The organism is Bacillus litorisediminis, from assembly GCF_022808645.1.
Classification (GTDB): domain Bacteria; phylum Bacillota; class Bacilli; order Bacillales; family JC228; genus Bacillus_BF; species Bacillus_BF litorisediminis.
In genome coordinates this window covers 34,536-54,647 of the sequence record NZ_JAKZKT010000018.1, presented here as the reverse complement: position 1 = coordinate 54,647, position 20,112 = coordinate 34,536, and the positions used below count along the sequence as shown (strand labels likewise).

The following is a 20,112-nucleotide window of genomic DNA, read 5'->3' as shown; positions in this document are numbered from 1 at the left end:
GAGTGAAAAAATATGACTGTGCAAAAAAGTAAAATTGGCCTTGTACTAGTCGGTCTTTTGTTAGGTATTCTCATGGCTGCAATGGATAATACAATCGTTGTGACTGCAATGGGAACGATTGTAGGCGATTTAGGCGGACTCGAACATTTTGTCTGGGTGATGTCTGCCTACATGATCACGGAGCTTGCGGGTATGCCTATTTTTGGAAAGCTGTCCGATATGTACGGCAGGAAGCGATTTTTTTTGTTCGGTGCCACTGTTTTTATGATTGGTTCGGCCCTTTGCGGAACAGCGGACACGATTAGCCAATTAAGCATTTACCGGGGAATACAGGGGATTGGGGCAGGAGCGTTAATTCCGATTGCTTCTACTATTCTTTTTGATATTTTTCCGCCAGAGTCCAGAGGAAAAATTGGCGGCATTTTTGGAACTGCCTTTGGTCTGTCGAGTATTTTTGGACCTCTAGTCGGTGCTTACCTTACTGACTTCGTCGGCTGGCACTGGGTATTTTATATTAATCTTCCACTAGGAGTAATTGCTTTCTTATTAGTAGTTATTTTCTACAAGGAAACGAAAATTCATCAAAAACAGTCGATTGACTGGTGGGGAGCCATAACGCTTGTAGGTGCTGTTGTCTGTCTTCTCTTTTTCCTAGAATTGGGCGGACAATTGTATCAATGGAATTCTCCGGTCATTCTCGGTCTGTCAGCTGGATTCATTGCCCTATTTGTTTTGTTTTTATTTGCAGAGAAAAGGGCAAAGGAACCGATTATTTCTTTTGAAATGTTCAAAAAACGTTTATTTGCGGGCAGTAATATCCTTGCCTTGTTATATGGGGGGATATTTATGGCAGCTGTGGTTTATATCCCTATCTTTGTGCAGGGAGTATACGGGGGAACAGCAACCAATTCAGGCCTAATTTTACTGCCAATGATGCTTAGTTCAGTAGTCACTGCACAGGTCGGAGGCATTCTGTCTATGAAAGTCAGCTACCGCAATATAATGGTTCTCGCAGGAGCGATATTGACAGCAGGCTTTTTTCTGCTGAGTACGTTAACACCAGATACAAGCAGAACCTTACTCACACTTTATATGGTTTTGGTAGGTCTCGGTGTAGGCTTTTCCTTTTCCGTTTTAAGTATGGCAGCGATTCATCACTTTGACTTTAACCAAAGAGGAGCTGCCACATCTACTAATAATTTTATTAGAAATTTAGGAATGACAATTGGGATCGCCATTTTTGGGATTATTCAAAAGCATGATTTTTCAGGGCAAATGGAGAAGCTAACAAGTCAGCTTGGAAAGTTTAATGCAGATGTTGATCCCAATCATATATTATCATCAGCGGCTCGTAGTCAATTACCAGAAGGACTTTTATCTACTATCACAGATGCTTTAGCTTCATCGATTGTAAATACCTTTACGTGGGCATTAATCCCAGCAGGCTGCACTTTATTGATTGTTTTTTGGATGAGTAATGAGAGAATGGAAGTTAATAAAGATGAGGTTCATGCCGTCCAAGCAGATAAATCGTTTAAATAATACGATAATAACCATTAAGTTAACATTCCGGAATAATCGAAGGTATGATTATTCCGGTTTTTATATGATTTTTATCTGATTTCTGATGAGCCCATTGGGAATCATGTTCACTATAAAAATTTCTATAAAAAAATACCATTATTTGATAGATAAACTTTTTTTCAGACAGATGCTAATATGATGTAAGCATTCCTAATATTATCTGTTTTACACATCAAATCCAAGAAGGAGAAGTGACATGAAAAAATATAGTCTATTAATCTTAGGCTTTTTATTCATAATGGGTTTATCTGCTTGCGGTACGGGAGAGTCTTTAAATAAATCTCAAGTTCTAGATAAGACTATTGAAGCTAGTAAATCGCTTGAAAGTTATTCGGTTGATATGAATATGGACATCGATATGATGGATATGCAGTCAACGATGAAAGCAACAGGAGACATCTCGCACAAACCAGATGCTATGCATCTCAACCTGAACATGGGAATGCCAGGGATGAGCATGGATATGGAAATGTATGTACAAGATGAAGAAGCGTACATGAGCATGTTTGGCGAATGGATGAAAATGGATGCTGCTGAAATGGGGCTAAGTGATTTTGATCAGCTTAATCAAGAAGAAATGGAAAAATTGTCTCAGTTTACCGATCAATTTCAGATGACTGAAGAAGAGGATGCGTATGTTTTAAAATTGTCAGGTAATGATGAGGCATTCAAGATATTAATTGAGGATTTGGTTGTGTCTTCAATGGGAGATTTCTCTTCAGATCCTTATATGGAGGAAATGATTGAATCCATTAAGATTAATAAGTTAGATATGGAAATTCGTGTAGATAAGAAAACGTTCTATCAAACTTCCCAAACTTTTGATGTTGAGCTTGAAATGGTTGAAGAAGGAACGACTACTCCAATGAAATTGAAGGGTGAATTTACTACTTCAAATATAAATAAGGTCGAGCCTATTGAAATACCGGCAGAAGTGAAAGAGAATGCGGTAGCAGAGGAAGAAACGGACCTATTTGCTGAAAGCATGAGCGTAGAAGAAATGCAGGAATTAGTAACTTATACAATTCCGCAACCCGCCGAGCTTCCAGAAGGCTATGTCTATACGGAAGGTTATTATGATGAAACAATGGACAGTGTAATGTTAAGCTATGACAAAGACCCTGAAAACTGGGTAATGGTTACCGTTTACCCTGCTGAGGTCATGAGCTTAGCGGACATGGAAGGGGAAGCCATTACGGTTCATGACACTGAGGGGATTTACTATGAGATGGATGGTTATTATAGTGTTAGCTGGGAACAAGACAGTCTGTTAATTGAATTAGCAGGAGCGGGAACAGAATTCACAAAAGAGCAAATGTTAGAAATTGCTGAGAGTGTACAATAAAAGCAAATTTTAGGCACACCTAGGTTATCTGGGTGTGTTTTTTATGATTACTTTATTTAAATAGAGAGACAATAATTCATATATGCACGATTCCAAGGAGGGTATATATGGACAAGGAGATGAATTACGGACGGGATTATAAATTTATTCCTGCAACATCAGTCGGGAGTGGCGTTGGAATTGAAGTATTGCCTGATTTATACTGTTATACGAATCAAATTGTAAATATTATTTTTGTGGGAGAACCAGAAGCTGGCGAATTTGTTTTAGTTGACGCCGGCATGCCTCACGCTGCTGAAGAAATTATTTCGGAGACCGAGGAACGTTTTGGCAGAAACAGCCGGCCAAAAGCTATTATTTTAACACATGGACATTTTGACCATGTTGGCTCCATTATTGAGCTGGTGGACCATTGGGATGTTCCTGTATTTGCTCATGAATTAGAATTTCCTTACTTAACAGGGGAAAAGAGCTACCCCGAGCCAGATCCATCTGTTGAAGGGGGCATGGTCGCGAAAGTGTCTCCACTGTTTCCTAATGAACCGATAAACATCGGCAACTATCTTGAAAAACTGCCATCAGATGGATCAGTCCCGCATTTGCCTGATTTCCGCTGGATTCATACACCAGGTCATACACCAGGCCATGTTTCATTTTTTAGAGAGAAAGATCGAGCTTTACTCGCTGGAGATGCCTTTGTAACCGTTAAGCAGGATGTTCTCTATAAAGTTATTACACAAGAACTTGAAATCAGCGGTCCCCCCCGATATTTTACCCCTGATTGGAAAACTGCCAAGGAGTCGGTTATTACAATTGAACAATTGAAACCAGAGGTTGCAGTTACTGGACATGGGTTGCCGATGTCTGGGGAATTGTTGTCTGAAAGCTTGGCAAAATTGGTTCGCGAGTTTGATACAATTGCAATGCCTCGCTACGGGAAGTATGTTGATCATGAAATCCAATAAGAAAAATTAGCACTTTTTAACTGATGGTGGAAGGGCTAATTCAGCGAACAATTCTAGCGTTATCAGCAGCGAAGATATAATCCGTTATTTCCTTAAAAACAGCAAATTTAATTATAGGACAGGACATATGATCCGTTATTTAACGAAAATCAAGGCAAAATCGCATGTTTTTGCCTTGTTAGCGGAACTTATGTCCTATAATTTTGAAATAACCTGATTTATCACAAGTAGCGGAACCCATGTCCTTCAATCATTTATTAAAAATCGTTAAAGCCCCTTTTTGTGTTGCAGCCAAAGCTCCAAGTTTATTGCCGAATTTTGTATACCGGATGATTTCATTTTTATCTGATGGTAATCCATCGGAATGAATACAGTGAAGGATCCTGGCCATAAAAGCATCTCCAGCTCCTGTTGTGTCTATAGCCTGCACTTTTTTACCTTCTGTATGGTAGGGCTGGCCATGGAAGACTGCCAGTGCCCCTTTTTCCCCCAGAGTGATCCAGACAAAGGGAACAGAGTATGAAGCTAGTTTCTTTAAACCTTCATCAACTGTATCTGTCTCCATTAAAAATAAAAGTTCGCTCTTTGTTAATTTGAGAATGTCGACCTGGGGAAGTACCGTTTTAATCGCCATGCGGCAGTACTGTTCACTTTCCCATCGTTTGATACGAATATTTGGGTCAAACGCAATAAGGGTCCCGTGCTTCTTTGACAATTCCAATGCAGCAAGTGTTGTTTTGTATGCGATTGGATGAAATAAAGTGCCAGAGCCGCAATAAAATAGGAAAGCTTTTTTAAAAAGCTCCTGATTCAACTCGGTTTCTAATAGCTGTTCGTCTGGTGTTTCATTTACGTAGGAGTGAAAATAACGTTCCCCTTGCTGATTAAGGTGAACATAAACTTCGCTTATTCTTTTATGGGAAGATACAATACTGAAATCAATATTTACCCCTGCCTTAATCAGCTCGTATTTTATAAATGCACTGATTTTGTCCTGGCCAAGCTTGCATAAATAGTATGAGGGGGTTCCAAGTCTTTGAACACCTACTGCCAAATTAAGGGTTGCCCCGCCTATAAATCGTTTAAATTGCGTATTCGAATAATCTTGAGCGATAAAATCGACAAAAGCTTCGCCGTAAGAAATAATTCCTTTTTTCATGATGGTTCCTTTCAATACGTGTTTTCTATGAATGAAATGATTGTATAAGAAATCTATTAAATATACTAGGATGAAATCTTTCTTACAGTATATTTCCAAATTCGTGGTGTTTTACCTGCAATATATTACAATTGTTCATGTATAATGAGAGGTTGCAATAATGCAGCCATGGGTAATTTCCATGAAAAATAAGGTATGATGTATATGTTTTCGAATCAGATATTTTTAGGTAGTTCGCAATTATCAAAATAATTAGGCCGAATATATTGCATTTTGCTGATATTGATAGTAAGATGGTTTCATTAATATATTGCATACGAGAATTTATTGTTAAAAACGCAACTTAGAGGAGATAAACGACAATGAATAATAAAAAACTATCATTTTCATCTTATGTAGCAATCGGATTTATGCTATTTGCTCTATTTTTCGGTGCTGGTAACTTAATATTCCCAGCTCAGCTTGGGCAATATTCTGGGACTAACTTATGGCCAGCCGCAATTGGGTTTTTAATAACTGGTGTAGGGCTTCCGCTGCTCGGAATATTAGCAATGGGGTTTTCAGGCAGCCGAAACTTACAAGAGCTTTCAAGCAGAGTTCATCCAGCCTATGGTGTATTTTTCACGGCCCTGTTGTATTTAACCATTGGACCTTTCTTTGCCGCCCCCCGAACAGGGACTGTTGCTTTTGAAGTAGGAATTGCTCCTTTCTTCCCTGAAAATTCACAAGGCGGATTGCTTATTTTCACAATTCTATTTTTTGCGATTACCCTTGTTTTGTCATTAAATCCGAAGAAAATTGTCGATCATGTAGGGAAACTATTGGCTCCAGCCCTTGTCGTTTTATTGATTGTTCTTTTGGGTGCAGTTGTTATAAACCCAATGGGGAATGCTGGAGTTCCTCAAGATTCCTACGCAAATGGGGCATTTGTTAAAGGATTTTTAGAAGGATATAATACCATGGATGCACTCGCCTCCCTAGTATTTGGGATTATTGTCATAAATGCGATTCGTTCTCTGGGTATTACAGAAAAAGGGGAAATTCTGCGGGCAACTGCTAAATCCGGGTTTATTGCCACTGGATTACTTGCACTTATTTATGTTGGGATTGCCTATTTAGGATCAACGACTGTAGAAACATTAGGTCTTTTTGATACGGGAGGACCGGTTTTAAGCGGAGCAGCCTCTTATTATTTTGGAACATTTGGCTCTGTCATGCTGGCCGTGTTAATCATTCTTGCTTGTTTAACTACAGCTATCGGTTTAATCACGGCAAATGCACAATATTTCCATACGCTGTTTCCAAGATTTAGCTATAAAACATTAGTCGTATTCTTTACTCTATTAACATTTGTGATTGCAAACTTTGGGTTAGCCAACATTATCACTTATTCTATTCCTGTACTCATGTTCCTATATCCGTTAGCCATTGTTCTAATGCTATTAACTTTCTTGTCACCGCTATTTAATCATGCTCGTATGGTTTATGTAGGGGCAATCTCAGTTACATTCCTGATTAGCATTGTAGATGGATTTAAAACATTATGTTCTTTATTAGGTATGGACTACTATGGATGGTTGGCTCCTATTGTTTCGTTCTATGAAGATTATTTACCGCTCTATACGCAAGGACTCGGATGGCTTGTGCCATTTATTGTGGTTACGCTAGTCACAGGTATTCTTGCCAGATTTCAAAAAGTAACAGCTGCTTATGAGGCATAAATCATAATAGTAAATGTGTGCTGTACATTAGTGGTGTACTTTTTTGTTCAAGTTAAAATATAGGCATGAATAACAAAAATGAGAGAATTGAAAAAAGGATAGATCACCAATGGGTCTATCCTTTGTCTATTTAGGACTCTATTTTTTGCGAAAAGCGTTAATCAGTATTTAAGCCAATTGGTTCGCATTAAGGCAGAAGCATTTTCAGCATCCTTGTTTTTCAATAGCTCAATGATTTTGGCATGTTCCTCGACGGATTTTTCGGTTAACTTAATAGAGTTATGAAAAAATAGTCTTCGAACATGAGCCTGGAGCTGTGAGATAATCTGATGGATATATGAATTTTGTGCGGTGTCAACGATGATTTGGTGGAATTCTTCATCGATTTTAAGTGCAGCAAAATAATTTTCAGAACGGACTGCTTTTGCAAATCGATCATTGGTACTCTCTAGTAATGAAATGACATCATCAGTTAGATGAGGAATGACGAGTTCTGCAGCTAAAGCTTGCAGCACCGCTAACGGGGGAAGGAGCTCATAAATAGATTCCTTTTTGACTTCCGTTACTTGAGTGGCTTTCCCAGGGTACATTTTAACAAAGCCTTGAACCTCAAGAAGTTGTAGGGCTTCTCGGACGGGGGTTCGACTAACACCTAATACTTCAGCTAGTTCTGTATCATTTAATTTTTCACCTGGCAGCAAGGTCCCATCAATAATCCATTGTTGAAGCTGAGTAAATACGTTCTCTTTAGCCGTTTTACGGACAGGCTTTAAATGGTTTGTTGGAATCGGCATGCTCGTTTCACCACCTTGTATAAATTGTTGAATTCTATATAATACAGTATACATCAAAAACTGGCTCTTAGAAATATCCAATATATTAAATTCTGGTATATGGCTTTTAGCTCGAAAGAGTTATAAAAAAATACATGTAAAAGGGTGAACGTCGTGCATTCCTCTTATTGGTTAACAAATGTTCGATTAGAAACAGGTTATAAGTATGAAAATGATGAGGTAGTCGGGACCAATACCAAACTGTTTCACATTTTGATTGAAAATGGAAAAATAGCTAAAATCGTTTCGGAATTCAATTATTATGATAATAAATTACCTATTTTTGATGCAAAGAGTAAGCTAATGTTACCGGCATTTAAAGAGATGCATATCCATATTGACAAAACCTATTATGGCGGACCATGGAAAGCGGTCCGTCCGGTAAAAAATATAATAGGCAGATTTATCGAGGAACGTGACCTGCTCCCAAAGCAATTACCTTTTGCCAGGGAACGGGCTGAAAAGATTTTGAATTTGCTTCTTGGTAACGGGTCTACTCATGTTCGTACTCACTGTAATATAGACCCTTGGATTGGTCTGGGGAACTTAGAAGCGACGATGCAGGCACTTGATACGTATTCACGAAAAATCACAGCTGAAGTAGTCGCATTTCCGCAGCATGGATTACTCCGTTCAGAAATGAAGAACCTTGTTAAAGAGGCGTTGAAACAGGGTGCAACATTAGTGGGGGGTGTCGATCCGGGCACAGTAGATCTAAACATTGAAAAGTCTCTTCATGCTACAATGGACATTGCTGTAGAAGCTAATGCGGGTATCGATATCCATATCCACGATCGGGATCATTTAGGCATTTATACGATGAAAAAACTCGCAGATTTAACTGAAGAAGCTGGATGGCAGGGAAGAGTAACGGTTAGCCATGCGTTTGGATTTGCAGGCGTTCCTGAGAAAACAGTCAATGAGCTTGCCGAGCGTTTTGCAGCACTTCAAATGACAGTTACTTCAACGGTGCCAATTGGCAGAATGATTATGCCCCTTCCATTACTGCATGAAAAAGGGGTAAAAGTAGAGCTAGGAACTGATAGTCTCACAGACCATTGGTCTCCTTTTGGGACTGGTGATCAATTAGAGAAGGCAAGCCGATTGGCTGAAGTGTATGGATTTGTGGATGAATTATCATTGTCACAGTCACTTGGATTTATTACGGGAGGGAAAACCCCATTGAATAAAAAGGGAGAGAAAGTTTGGCCAGTGATCGGTGATGAGCTTGAAGCGGTTTTTGTTGAAGCATCCTGTTCCGCAGAGGCAGTGGCGAGAAGGGCTAAGCGTGCGGCTGTCTTTCATCGGGGAAATTTAGTCTACGGAAATCTTTAAGCATAAAAACCAAAGCAGTTAGCAATTTTGCAGCGTAACAGCTTTGGTTTTTTTTCGATTTTTTTCTCTATTTGACAAATTGATATGATATACTTAGGAACACAAAAACCTCATCATCCCCTCTTTTCTTTATGTACCCTCCATTCATAGTAATCAAATCCCAGATTTTGAAATTTTTCCATTGATAGGTGATGAAATATGAAATTAATTATTGCCGAAAAACCATCTGTTGCGAAAAATATTGCGGATGCCTTAAAGGTTAAGGAAAAAAAAGATGGCTATTTTGAAGGGAATGGCTATTTTATTACGTGGGCTTTTGGACATTTGCTTGAGCTATTCGATGCCAAAGATTACGACAGTAAAATGACATCCTGGAAGCTAGAAAATTTCCCTTTCATCCCCTCTACCTTTCAATATAAGGTAAAAACGGATCCAAAATATCGGCAAAAGCCGGATCAAGGAGCCAGCAAGCAGCTCAAAACCATTCACTATTTAATGCAGAGAAACGATGTAGTCACAATTATTTCAGCTTGCGATTATGATCGTGAGGGTCAATTAATCGGCGACAGTATTATTTACAAAATTAAGACTGATAAGCCAGTGTATCGTCTCCTATTAAATGAGTGGACACCTGAAGCTGTTCTTTCGGGACTGGAAAAGCTTAAACCCAATACAGAAATGCGGCCGCTTCTGGACGCGGGAATCAGCCGGCAATGGACTGATTGGGTGATTGGAATTAACCTTACTTCCGTTGCGACCTTAAAGTATCAAAAAGGAAAAGGAAAGGCGTTAAATATAGGTAGAGTTTTATTGCCGACATTAAAAATTATTTATGACCGGGACCGGGAAATTGAGAATTTTGTGCCAGAGGAATATTTTAAACTTACGGCAACCTTTCAATTAGAAAATCAGCAAACCTATGAAGGTTCTTATACAGAAGATGGAGAGGACAAATTTAAAAAGAAAGAAACGCTCGAGAGAATTGAACAGGCCATTTTAAATAAAAAGGGGATTGTGACAGATAAACAAGTAGAACGTAAGAAGGAATTTCCCCCCTTTCTCTTTAATCTTTCTAACTTGCAAGGGTACATAACGAACAAATATAAAGGGTGGACAGCAGATAAGGTGTTAAAAGTTGCCCAAGGGTTATATGAAAAGAAGCTAATCACCTATCCGAGGACGTCGAGTGTCGCCTTAGAGGAAAGTTTGATTGAGAAAACGGCGAAAGTATTAAAAACAATAGCTGAAGATCTTCCTTATAAAGATGAGATTAAATTTGCCCGTTCTAAACGTATTTTTAACAACGCCAAAGTAGAGAGTCACAGTGCGATTATTCCGACGTATTTGAAACCAAAGCGCTTATCAGAGGATGAGGCAATTGTTTACAATGCAGTCAAAAATCGCTTTGTTATGCAGTTCATGCCCGTTGCAGAATATGAGGAGACCAAAATCCAAACTAAAGTGATCGATGCTGGTCTTTCTGGGATTTTTCACACGAAAGGTAAGATTCAGCTGGCAGAGGGATGGAAGAAGGTTGAAAGAATAGAATCTAAGGATACGATTCTTCCGATTATAGAGGCAGATAACCGGGTGATGGTTCTAGGCGATACGATTTCTTCTCATGTCACTAAACCCCCAAAACCACATACAGAGATGACACTGCTAAGGGTGATGGAAACCTGCGGAAAGAGCTATAAAGAGGAAGATAGTGAGGAATTATTGGGGAGTATTTTAAGCGGATTTAGCATCGGCACACCGGCAACAAGAGCGGAAACAATCAAAAAGTTAAAGGAAGTCGGCTATATTACAACTCAGAATAAAAATCTGATGTGTACAGAGCTTGGCAGAAGACTAGTTGAAACTTTTCCGATTAAAGAACTCTTTGACTTAGAGTTTACGGGCAGACTTGAGAAGTCCCTTTCGGATATTGAGAAAAATAGAGTTAGAAAACAGCAGTTTTTAGATATTGTGTTTCAATTTACGAGTAAAGCTGTTGAAACCATTAAAGCGGGGCAGGATATTACGATTCATCAGGTATCTTCAGAAAAGAAACTGAATGAGGCTCTCGGTAACTGCCCTGTGTGCGGATCCAAAGTGCTGGAGGGAAGTAAAGGCTTTGGCTGCTCCAATTGGAAGAACGGCTGTAAGTTTGTCATTTGGAAGAATGATAAATTCTTAGCCACTATGAAGAAAAAAGCAACAAAATCGATGGTGAAATCCATACTCACGAATCAAGTTGCTTTTGTCAAAGGCCTCACCAGTAAAAGCGGGAAAAAGTTTAATGCTTATTTACGCTATGAAAAGAATCCTGAGCAAGATTATTTCAGCTGGAAGATGGAGTTTAAAAATAACTGAGGTTTTATGATCAATCAAAAAAAGAGCCTGTTCTTAATCAATCAATAAGAACAGGCTTTTATGTTGATGCAGGATAAAGGACAAAAATCAGTAAAAGAGAGAAGAAATGGTCTTGGTTAGAAATTGAATGACCGAATACTACAATCAAACAATTATTTGACTATTTGCCTATAAAGGAATACATTAATGATATAAAAACAGTCAAATATTCATTTGAATAATAGGACGGAGGAGAATTTATGGCTCATGACGTTTGTGAAGTTACTTGTATAGATGAGAAAAAAGTCGGCCGGGTGAAAAACAAACTGGCTGAGGAGAAACCCCGCGATGTTGTTAAGGTTTTTAAAGCATTATCAGATGAAACCAGAATCAAAATCGCATATGCCCTTGCAGTGGAGGATGAATTGTGTGTCTGTGATGCAGCAAACATTGTTGGTGCTACAACGGCAACTGCCTCTCACCATCTGCGTCTGTTAAAAAATCTAGGTTTGGCCAAATATAGAAAAGAAGGAAAATTAGTCTTTTATTCATTAGATGATGAACACGTCAAGCAGCTTATCTTAGTCGCCTTTGCTCACCAAAGGGAGGTTGTGGAAGCATGAGTGAAGCAACTGAATCCATAGAAAAGAAAACCGTCTATCGAGTAGAGGGATTTTCTTGTGTTAATTGTGCCGGGAAGTTTGAAAGAAATGTGAAACAGCTTCCTGGGGTTCAGGATGCAAAAGTAAATTTTGGCGCATCGAAAATTTCTGTTTATGGAAATACAACCGTTGAAGATTTAGAAAAAGCCGGGGCATTTGAAAACTTAAAGGTGATCCCTGAAAAACCGGTTGAGGTGCAAGAAACCCCACAAATTATTCAAAAGGAAGATAAAGAACCTTTCTATAAAAAACATAGCACACTTTTATATGCATCTCTTTTAATTGCCATTGGATATGTTTCTCAATTCGTAAACGGAGAAGACAATTTGGTAACATCGATTTTATTTGCATCAGCTATTGTTATAGGCGGTTTCTCCCTCTTTAAAGTGGGTTTCAAGAATTTGATTCATTTAGATTTTGATATGAAAACCCTTATGACAGTAGCGATTATTGGAGCTTCCATAATTGGTGAATGGGCAGAAGGGGCGATTGTGGTTATTCTATTTGCAATCAGTGAAGCGCTTGAACGCTTTTCGATGGAACGGGCAAGACAATCGATTCGTTCCCTTATGGACTATGCACCAAAAGAAGCTCTGGTTAGACGGAATGGTGCAGAGATAATGGTCCATGTTGGCCAAATCGCAGTCGGTGACATCATGATTGTGAAACCAGGACAGAAGATTGCGATGGATGGAGTGGTTGTAAACGGGTATTCTGCCGTTAATCAGGCAGCGATTACAGGAGAATCTGTTCCAGTTGAGAAAACGGTAAATGACGAAGTTTATGCAGGCACTTTAAATGAAGAGGGATTGCTCGAGGTTAAAGTAACTAAGCTCGCCGATGATACCACAATTGCTAAAATTATTCATCTTGTTGAAGAAGCTCAAGGAGAACGGGCACCTACTCAAGCTTTTATTGATAAATTCGCGAAGTATTATACACCTGTCATTATGGTAATTGCGGCATTAGCTGCTATTATTCCGCCACTTTTCTTTAATGGAAGCTGGGAAACATGGGTATATCAAGGCTTATCGGTTCTAGTGGTCGGCTGTCCATGTGCATTGGTAATCTCGACCCCTATTTCAATTGTGTCCGCGATTGGAAATGCGGCGAAAAACGGAGTACTGATAAAAGGCGGAATCTATCTGGAACAAATGGGTATGCTCAAAACGGTTGCTTTTGATAAAACCGGTACCCTTACAAAGGGAGTTCCAGCTGTAACTGATTTTAAAATTTTGCATGATAGAATCAATAAACATGAGCTATTAGCATGGATTGCCGCTTTAGAGAGCCGCTCTGGACATCCTCTTGCCTCGGCTATTGTGAAAAAAGCAGAAAACGCAGGTGTATCTTCTGCTGAGGTAACAGTAGAAGACTTTACTTCTATTACTGGTAAAGGAATTAAGGGGACAATAAATGGTACGGATTATCTGATTGGAAGTCCGCAGCTTTTTCAAGAAATCTTAAAAACAGATTTTAATAAAGACCTTACACAACAAATTCAAGCATTTCAGGATCAAGGCAAAACCGTGATTGCGGCGGGTACTGAAAAAGAGATACTTGCCATTATGGCTATAGCTGATGAAGTGCGTGAGGAAAGTGGAGAAGTAATCGAGAGGCTTCATCAAATGGGCATTGAAAAAACAATTATGCTCACAGGAGATAATAAAAGTACTGCTGCCACGATCGGCAAAAACGTAGGAGTAAAAGAGATACAGGCGGAGCTTTTGCCGCAGGACAAGTTAACATTTATAAAAAAATTAAGATCCGACTATAAGGATGTAGCCATGGTGGGGGACGGTGTCAATGATGCCCCTGCACTTGCTGCTTCCACGGTAGGCATTGCAATGGGTGGTGCGGGTACAGATACTGCGCTCGAAACGGCAGATGTTGCGCTCATGGGGGATGATTTAAGGAAACTGCCGTTTACCATTAGTTTGAGCCGTAAAGCCCTAACTGTCATTAAACAAAATATTTCGTTCTCAATTGGGATTAAGGCAGTTGCCTTATTGTTAGTTATACCGAATTGGTTAACCCTATGGATTGCAATTCTGGCAGATATGGGAGCTACTATTTTAGTGACATTAAACAGTCTGCGATTGCTGCGGTTTAAAGAATAGCTTTTGCAAAGAGAGGCGGCGTATTTTTTGAGCCAGCCTCTCATTTATTTTACAGCAGCTGTTTCTGCTTCTATCCAGGATTGTGGCCATTCTTCAATTTTTCATCATGGATATACATTGACTTTGAGAATGATTTTCATTACTATTTTAATTGATAATAATTTTCATTTAATACTAGAAAACGTCTAAGGGATGCTATATGAAAAAAAGATACTTGCTCGTCGCTTTAATTATATTCTCATTTGCTTCTGTATTTATTGGGGTCACTGCCATTTCGCCATTCGATTTACTTCATTTAACAGAAGCTCAAGCACAAATCTTGTTATCTGGCAGATTGCCGCGATTAATTACAATTATTGTGGCCGGAGCAAGTATGAGTATTTGTGGCTTAATCATGCAGCAATTAAGCAGAAACAAATTCGTATCGCCAACGACAGCCGGGACTATGGATTCTGCAAGGCTCGGAGTATTAGTTTCCCTTATGCTTTTTACCTCAGCAAGCCCTTTGGAAAAGATGCTGGTTGCGTTTGTATTTGCCCTTTTGGGTACATTTATTTTTATGAAAATACTAGATAAGATTAAATTTAAAGATACGATTTTTATACCTCTGGTTGGGTTAATGTTCGGGAATATTATCAATTCAATCACAACCTTTTTTGCGTATAGAGGAGATTTGATTCAGAATATATCATCATGGCTTCATGGTGATTTCTCCATGATTATAGAGGGCCAATACGAGTTAATTTATGTTAGTATTCCGCTTCTTGCAGTCGCTTATATTTTTGCCAACAAATTTACAATCGCCGGTATGGGGGAGGATTTTGCAAAAAATTTAGGGCTAAAGTACAAACAGGTAGTCAATATCGGGTTGGTGATTGTGGCCCTAATTACTTCATCGGTCGTCCTTACGGTCGGAATGATTCCATTTTTGGGGCTGATTATTCCGAATATCGTGAGCATCTATCATGGTGACCATTTAAAAAATAATTTGTTCCACACAGCCTTGCTGGGTGCTGTTTTTGTTCTATTTTGTGACATTCTGGGACGAGTCATTATTTACCCATATGAAATCTCCATTAGCTTAACCGTCGGTGTGATCGGCAGTGCCATCTTTGTTTATTTACTGTTAAGGAGAAAAGCATATGAGTAATAAAAATAAAATTAGTGTATTAGTAATTGCTGCCGTCCTGCTGACTGCTTTATTTTTGTTTTTTGATATCGGTTCGAACTGGGATTATGTCCTACCCAGAAGGGTTACAAAGATTACAGCAATTGTATTGGCTGGTGCTTCTATTGCCTATTCAACGCTCGTTTTTCAGACCATTACCAATAATAGAATTTTAACACCTAGTATTTTAGGATTAGACTCACTTTATTTATTGATTCAAACCGTTGTCGTCTTTGTATTCGGATCAGCAACGGTGATGATTATGCAGGCACAAGTCAATTTTCTTGTCTCGCTTGGATTCATGATCGTGTTTTCTAGTTTTTTATTTAAATTGCTTTTTCGAAAAAAGGGGCAAAACATCTATTTTCTTTTATTAATCGGTATTATATTAGGGACGCTATTTGAAAGCTTTTCTGCTTTTATGCAGGTATTAATTGATCCGAATGAGTTCTTAATCGTTCAGGACCGGATGTTTGCCAGTCTTAATAACGTGAACTCGGGTATTATTTGGATTGCGTTGATTTTATTGGCTGCAGCTGTTCTTTACAGCTTGAAGTTTTTTAAATATCTGGATGTTATGTCGATGGGAAGAGAACACGCAATTAACCTAGGTGTCAATTATGATTTTGTGGTGAAACGACTATTATTTGTCGTTACTATCTTAATCTCAGTACCGACTGCCTTAATAGGGCCCATTACTTTTTTAGGGCTGTTAGTTGTAAACGTTACGTATGAGTTTTTAAAAACGTATCAACATAAATTTTTAATAATAGGTTCCATGCTGGTAAGTATTATCGCCCTAGTAGGGGGGCAGCTGATTGTGGAAAGAATATTTAGCTTTTCGGTTCCAATCAGTGTCATTATTAACTTTATTGGCGGCATCTACTTTATCTATCTATTATTAAAGGAGCGGAAATCATGGTAGATGTAAAAAATGTATATAAAGGCTACGGCGATAAGAATGTTATCGAAAATGTGTCAGTTCAAATCCAGAAGGGAAAGATTACATCTTTTATCGGACCAAATGGTGCAGGGAAAAGTACATTATTATCCATGATTAGCCGCCTGATTGATAAGGATCAGGGAGACATTTATATTGATGGGACGGACATTACAAAGGCGAAAAGCAATGACCTTGCAAAAAAGATTTCTATCCTCAAACAATCCAATCATATTAATTTGCGCTTAACGATAAAAGAACTAGTTTCCTTTGGGCGCTTCCCATACTCTCAAGGAAGACTGACAGATGAAGATTGGAAGTATGTCAATGAAGCGATTCATTATATGGAACTGACCGACATACAAGACAAGTATCTCGATCAGTTAAGCGGCGGACAGAAGCAAAGAGCCTTCATTGCAATGGTCATCGCCCAGGATACCGAATATATACTTTTGGACGAACCACTAAATAATTTGGATATGAAACATTCGGTGCAAATAATGAAGACACTCAGACGACTAGTTGAAGAACTCGGTAAAACCGTTGTGATCGTCCTGCATGATATTAACTTTGCTTCAGTCTACTCGGACTATATTGTAGCGATGAAAGATGGAAAGGTGGTTAATGAGGGCAAAGCCCAAGATATCATTGACCCAGTCATTCTTAAAGAAATTTATGACATGGATATCGAGATTGAAAACATCCAGAATAAAAAAATCTGTATCTACTTTTGAAGTTGCCTGTCTCACCGGGGGTTTATCCGAAATGCAATAAAAAACAACCGCGCTAGAAATGGTGTGGTTGTTTTTCTTCGATTAATGCAAATAATCTTTATGAAAAATATCATATTCGATTGATAAAAAGGGAATTGAAATAATCCACATTTGATGATGAGCTTTTAAAACTCCTTCTTGGATTTCAGATACCTGAAAACATTCTTCGAGCGGCAATTTAAATAGCTTGTCCCTAAGAGTTACATAAATACCCGAATCGGCATCGCTCGTTTTAAGTCGTTTACTTGTTAATTGAAGCTGTTTTTCTCTCTGACTCAGCTCTAAGATTCCAATCATTGAGGTCCAGGGAAGGGGAAGAGCTATATTCATAAATGTTCTGCCCTCTGTTTGGTGATATGAATAAAGAGCCACGAACGTTACTTCATTATCTGTTTTGCGGATCCAAGCTCTCGGTTTTGTTCTTCCATCGATTTTTTCCTGAACAGGAACAATTTTCCCTTTCATTTCAAAAGCAAAACCATTCCTTCTGTTACTCTTCTAAAATCTGTGTATATTCGATTTTAACGGCAAAAAATGCCGGATTGGGGTATACCCAAGCCGACATTATTCTTTAATCCCTTGCAGCCATTCTTGGTAACATTCGTTACATAAAGCTTCCTCACGTTCATTCATTGAAGCCAAAAAGGTTACAAAATGAAGCTGATTGTCGTCAACTTCTCTTAAACAGTAAAAGCATTGTTCAGCCATGAAAATCCCTCCTTGTTTATCGGGGGGTACACTTAGTTTGAACCATGCTTCTCTTTTTTTTCTTGGGAAATGTCACCACTCATATTGTTTTAAAACCGTTTTTCTATACACTTTTTTGAGGTAAGTAAAAAATAAAAGCGTTAAAGCTTCGATTGCTAAGTAATAGTTAAAGGATAGATAAGGAACCCAACCCTTATATTTCACAACCTCAAATTGAGCTGATATCCATTCAAACCCAACTGAAAAAAGGGACCATAATACAATATATACGAGAATCAATAAGCCTTTCATCTTCATCCGGTGAAATATGTAGATAAAAAGGTAGCTAAACATCGCATACAAAACATAGGAAAACAAATCAAACAAATCAAATTTGCCCGTATCCATAATATCGTAAAAGTCAGCCCACGGTGCTGCTAAAAACCGATCCGTAACACGGCCGACCGTTACAGCGTAAGCAAAAATTAGGATCGTAATACTATGAGGGAATCGTTTTGGTAAAAAGCAAATAATCGATATTACTGCAATAAGAGATATTAAAATGAACCATTCATTTTGGTCGAAGTTTTTAGGAAGAATCATGCTTGATCATTCCCTCGTTGATTAGTATCTTCCGGAACCAGTGCTTAGCCGTTTGTATCAATATAAAAATTAGGCTATACGCTGTAATCGAATAGAAAAAATGCCAGCCTTTATATTCGATGATGATTAGTCTGAGAAGTGAATATTCGATAGAGCATAGGACGCCAACCAATGTGAGCCCAAGCAGACATTTGGCAAAGGCCGATTTTAAAAATGATGTGTAGCTTATCGTAAGAAGTACTAACATGGGAAGAAGTACAATTTCAAATATTTGATATGTCACATAATCTTGAGCTTTAGTCGATATTTTAATGTAACTGTAATTAGTGCTTATGATTGCGAAGTAGGTTAAAAATAAAAATTCGATTAATAAAATTATAAGTAACAGCTCGAATTCATGTGCTTTTTTCTTTGAAAGGGCAAATACAATTACACAAATAATGGAGATGAAAATATAAGTATTAAGCGCCATAACAGTATTCAACTCGACTTTTAGTTTGATAACCTTAGGTTGTGTCTTAGAAAGCTGGAATATACAAGGGTTCATTTACGGTACAGGGCAGGGGAAATAAATATTTAATTTTTTATCAGTTTTCTGATAGTTTTTAAATTGACATACTTACTAAAAGTTAGTATTCTTTAATTTGTATATGAGTTTACTAAAAGTAAGTAAAAGGAGGAAGAGGAGTATGCCATTAACAAAATGGACGGTTGATCCTACTCACAGCAGCATTGATTTTGCTGTAAAACACATGATGTTTGCAACAGTTAAAGGAGGCTTCAAAAACTTTGAAGCAGCGATTGAAGCAGATCCAGCTGATTTAACGACGGCTGCTATTGAATTCAGTGTCGATCTTGCAAGTGTTGATACCCGCAACGAAGACCGTGATAATCACTTGCGTTCAGGAGATTTCTTTGATGTTGAAAACCACCCAAACATGACTTTTAAAGCAACTAATATTGTGAAATCTGGAGAAGGGGCATATGAAGTAACGGGTGATTTAACTATTCATGGTGTTACACGAAGTGAAACATTCACTGTAGAATTCCAGGGTCAAGGCAAAAACCCTTGGGGTGCAGAAGTAGCCGGTTTCAGTGGGGAAGGAAAAATAAAGCGCAGTGACTATGGCCTAACTTGGAATGCTGCATTAGAAACTGGCGGAGTTTTAGTTGGAGATGAAGTAAAAATCTCAATCCAAATTGAAGCGACTAAACAAGCATAATAATAAATGAAGCGGGGTGTTTCGTGACAAACGGAGCACCTTTTTTGTTTTTGTGAGAATCGACTTGATAATGGACACATGGATGAGAAAGAGGAAGATAAGTTGTTTATATCCCGATTGCAATCCAATAAAAACCGCCAGCTCTTAAGGAGGGCGGTATCTTATTGAACACTTACATATTGATCAGACCATTTTTCTAGTTCCTTCATGAGAGGTGCAAGAGCTTGCCCCTTTTCAGTAAGGGAATACTCCACACGCACGGGAACTTCCGGAAATACTTCGCGCTTCACGATTCCTTCGCTTTCTAATTCCTTGAGTCTTTCTGATAAAAGTCTGCCGCTAATAGGAAAAGAACTTTCAATTTCACAAAAACGGTGGGAACCTTTTAATAACTGATAAATAATCATAGCGGTCCAGCGCTTGCCGATTAGTTCCATTGCCTTTTCCAGTTTTGGACACAATGATGACTCCTTCATTCATATCACCTCGAGGGTTACTTGAGTATAGTATAGCTTTTCAACATATGAAAATAAATAAAAATGCACATTTTAACAGGATTAGCGAAATGTCTTGATAAATTTTCGGGATCTCCGGTTTAAGATAACTAGCCCGTATTTAACATTATTTTAATAAAATTTAAAAATCAAACGAAATTTATAA

The 20,112-nt window shown here is 38.4% G+C and carries 18 protein-coding genes; 12 read left to right on the top strand and 6 right to left on the bottom strand.

The features are described 5' to 3' along the window. Positions 1-12 precede the first annotated feature (12 nt). The 3 genes from MLE14_RS11115 to MLE14_RS11105 all read left to right on the top strand — a co-directional run bounded on the left by MLE14_RS11115 (position 13) and on the right by MLE14_RS11105 (position 3,894). A complete protein-coding gene (locus tag MLE14_RS11115) occupies positions 13-1,542 on the top strand; it encodes an MDR family MFS transporter (protein ID WP_243298446.1) in 1,530 nt (509 codons plus the stop codon). A gap of 238 nt (positions 1,543-1,780) precedes the next feature. Beyond that, the gene (locus tag MLE14_RS11110) at positions 1,781-2,929 is read left to right on the top strand and encodes a DUF6612 family protein (RefSeq protein WP_243298445.1); all 1,149 of its coding nucleotides are present in this window, start codon (positions 1,781-1,783) and stop codon (positions 2,927-2,929) included. A 107-nt stretch (positions 2,930-3,036) separates the two neighbouring features. Further along, entirely contained in the window at positions 3,037-3,894 is an 858-nt protein-coding gene (locus MLE14_RS11105) for an MBL fold metallo-hydrolase (protein WP_243298444.1), read from the top strand. Between the two features lie 250 nt (positions 3,895-4,144). On the opposite strand, the gene MLE14_RS11100 is transcribed toward MLE14_RS11105, so the two are convergent. After that, positions 4,145-5,053, bottom strand: a complete 909-nt coding sequence (locus MLE14_RS11100; protein WP_243298443.1) for a carbohydrate kinase family protein — start codon at positions 5,051-5,053, stop codon at positions 4,145-4,147. 362 nt (positions 5,054-5,415) lie between these two features. Between MLE14_RS11100 and brnQ the strand changes: the two genes are divergently transcribed. Beyond that, entirely contained in the window at positions 5,416-6,774 is a 1,359-nt protein-coding gene (brnQ, locus tag MLE14_RS11095) for a branched-chain amino acid transport system II carrier protein (protein ID WP_243298442.1), read from the top strand. Positions 6,775-6,935: 161 nt separating this feature from the next. On the opposite strand, the gene MLE14_RS11090 is transcribed toward brnQ, so the two are convergent. Next, positions 6,936-7,568 carry a GntR family transcriptional regulator gene (locus tag MLE14_RS11090; RefSeq protein ID WP_243298441.1) on the bottom strand — a complete coding sequence of 211 codons (633 nt, stop codon included), beginning with the start codon at positions 7,566-7,568 and terminating at the stop codon, positions 6,936-6,938. 153 nt (positions 7,569-7,721) lie between these two features. Between MLE14_RS11090 and MLE14_RS11085 the strand changes: the two genes are divergently transcribed. From MLE14_RS11085 to MLE14_RS11055, 7 genes are all read left to right on the top strand, one after another. Then, complete coding sequence (locus MLE14_RS11085; protein ID WP_243298440.1) at positions 7,722-8,942, top strand: amidohydrolase family protein; 1,221 nt, start codon at positions 7,722-7,724, stop codon at positions 8,940-8,942. A 198-nt stretch (positions 8,943-9,140) separates the two neighbouring features. Then, positions 9,141-11,297, top strand: coding sequence for a type IA DNA topoisomerase (locus MLE14_RS11080; protein WP_243298439.1), 2,157 nt, complete (start codon positions 9,141-9,143; stop codon positions 11,295-11,297). Positions 11,298-11,536: 239 nt separating this feature from the next. Further along, complete coding sequence (locus tag MLE14_RS11075; protein WP_243298438.1) at positions 11,537-11,899, top strand: ArsR/SmtB family transcription factor; 363 nt, start codon at positions 11,537-11,539, stop codon at positions 11,897-11,899. Then, positions 11,896-14,058 (top strand): heavy metal translocating P-type ATPase, encoded by a 2,163-nt coding sequence (locus MLE14_RS11070; protein ID WP_243298437.1) that lies wholly within the window; start codon positions 11,896-11,898, stop codon positions 14,056-14,058. Before MLE14_RS11075 ends, MLE14_RS11070 begins: the two co-directional genes overlap by 4 nt. A gap of 199 nt (positions 14,059-14,257) precedes the next feature. Further along, the gene (locus MLE14_RS11065) at positions 14,258-15,208 is read left to right on the top strand and encodes an ABC transporter permease (RefSeq protein ID WP_243298436.1); all 951 of its coding nucleotides are present in this window, start codon (positions 14,258-14,260) and stop codon (positions 15,206-15,208) included. Further along, positions 15,201-16,151, top strand: a complete 951-nt coding sequence (locus MLE14_RS11060; RefSeq protein ID WP_243298435.1) for an iron chelate uptake ABC transporter family permease subunit — start codon at positions 15,201-15,203, stop codon at positions 16,149-16,151. Before MLE14_RS11065 ends, MLE14_RS11060 begins: the two co-directional genes overlap by 8 nt. After that, entirely contained in the window at positions 16,145-16,900 is a 756-nt protein-coding gene (locus MLE14_RS11055; protein ID WP_243298434.1) for an iron ABC transporter ATP-binding protein, read from the top strand. The genes MLE14_RS11060 and MLE14_RS11055 overlap by 7 nt, the downstream gene beginning before the upstream one ends. Positions 16,901-16,981: 81 nt before the next feature. Here the strand turns inward: MLE14_RS11055 and MLE14_RS11050 are convergent, their stop codons facing one another. The 3 genes from MLE14_RS11050 to MLE14_RS11040 form a co-directional block, all read right to left on the bottom strand. Then, positions 16,982-17,404, bottom strand: coding sequence for a hypothetical protein (locus MLE14_RS11050; protein ID WP_243298433.1), 423 nt, complete (start codon positions 17,402-17,404; stop codon positions 16,982-16,984). A 99-nt stretch (positions 17,405-17,503) separates the two neighbouring features. After that, on the bottom strand, positions 17,504-17,647 hold the full coding sequence (locus MLE14_RS11045; RefSeq protein ID WP_243298432.1) for a hypothetical protein: 144 nt from the start codon (positions 17,645-17,647) through the stop codon (positions 17,504-17,506). 72 nt (positions 17,648-17,719) lie between these two features. Next, positions 17,720-18,229, bottom strand: coding sequence for a hypothetical protein (locus tag MLE14_RS11040; RefSeq protein ID WP_243298431.1), 510 nt, complete (start codon positions 18,227-18,229; stop codon positions 17,720-17,722). 689 nt (positions 18,230-18,918) lie between these two features. Here MLE14_RS11040 and MLE14_RS11035 point away from each other — a divergent pair. Then, positions 18,919-19,452, top strand: a complete 534-nt coding sequence (locus MLE14_RS11035; protein ID WP_243298430.1) for a YceI family protein — start codon at positions 18,919-18,921, stop codon at positions 19,450-19,452. 161 nt (positions 19,453-19,613) lie between these two features. On the opposite strand, the gene MLE14_RS11030 is transcribed toward MLE14_RS11035, so the two are convergent. After that, positions 19,614-19,928, bottom strand: coding sequence for a winged helix-turn-helix transcriptional regulator (locus MLE14_RS11030; protein WP_243298429.1), 315 nt, complete (start codon positions 19,926-19,928; stop codon positions 19,614-19,616). Between the last annotated feature and the right edge of the window lie 184 nt (positions 19,929-20,112).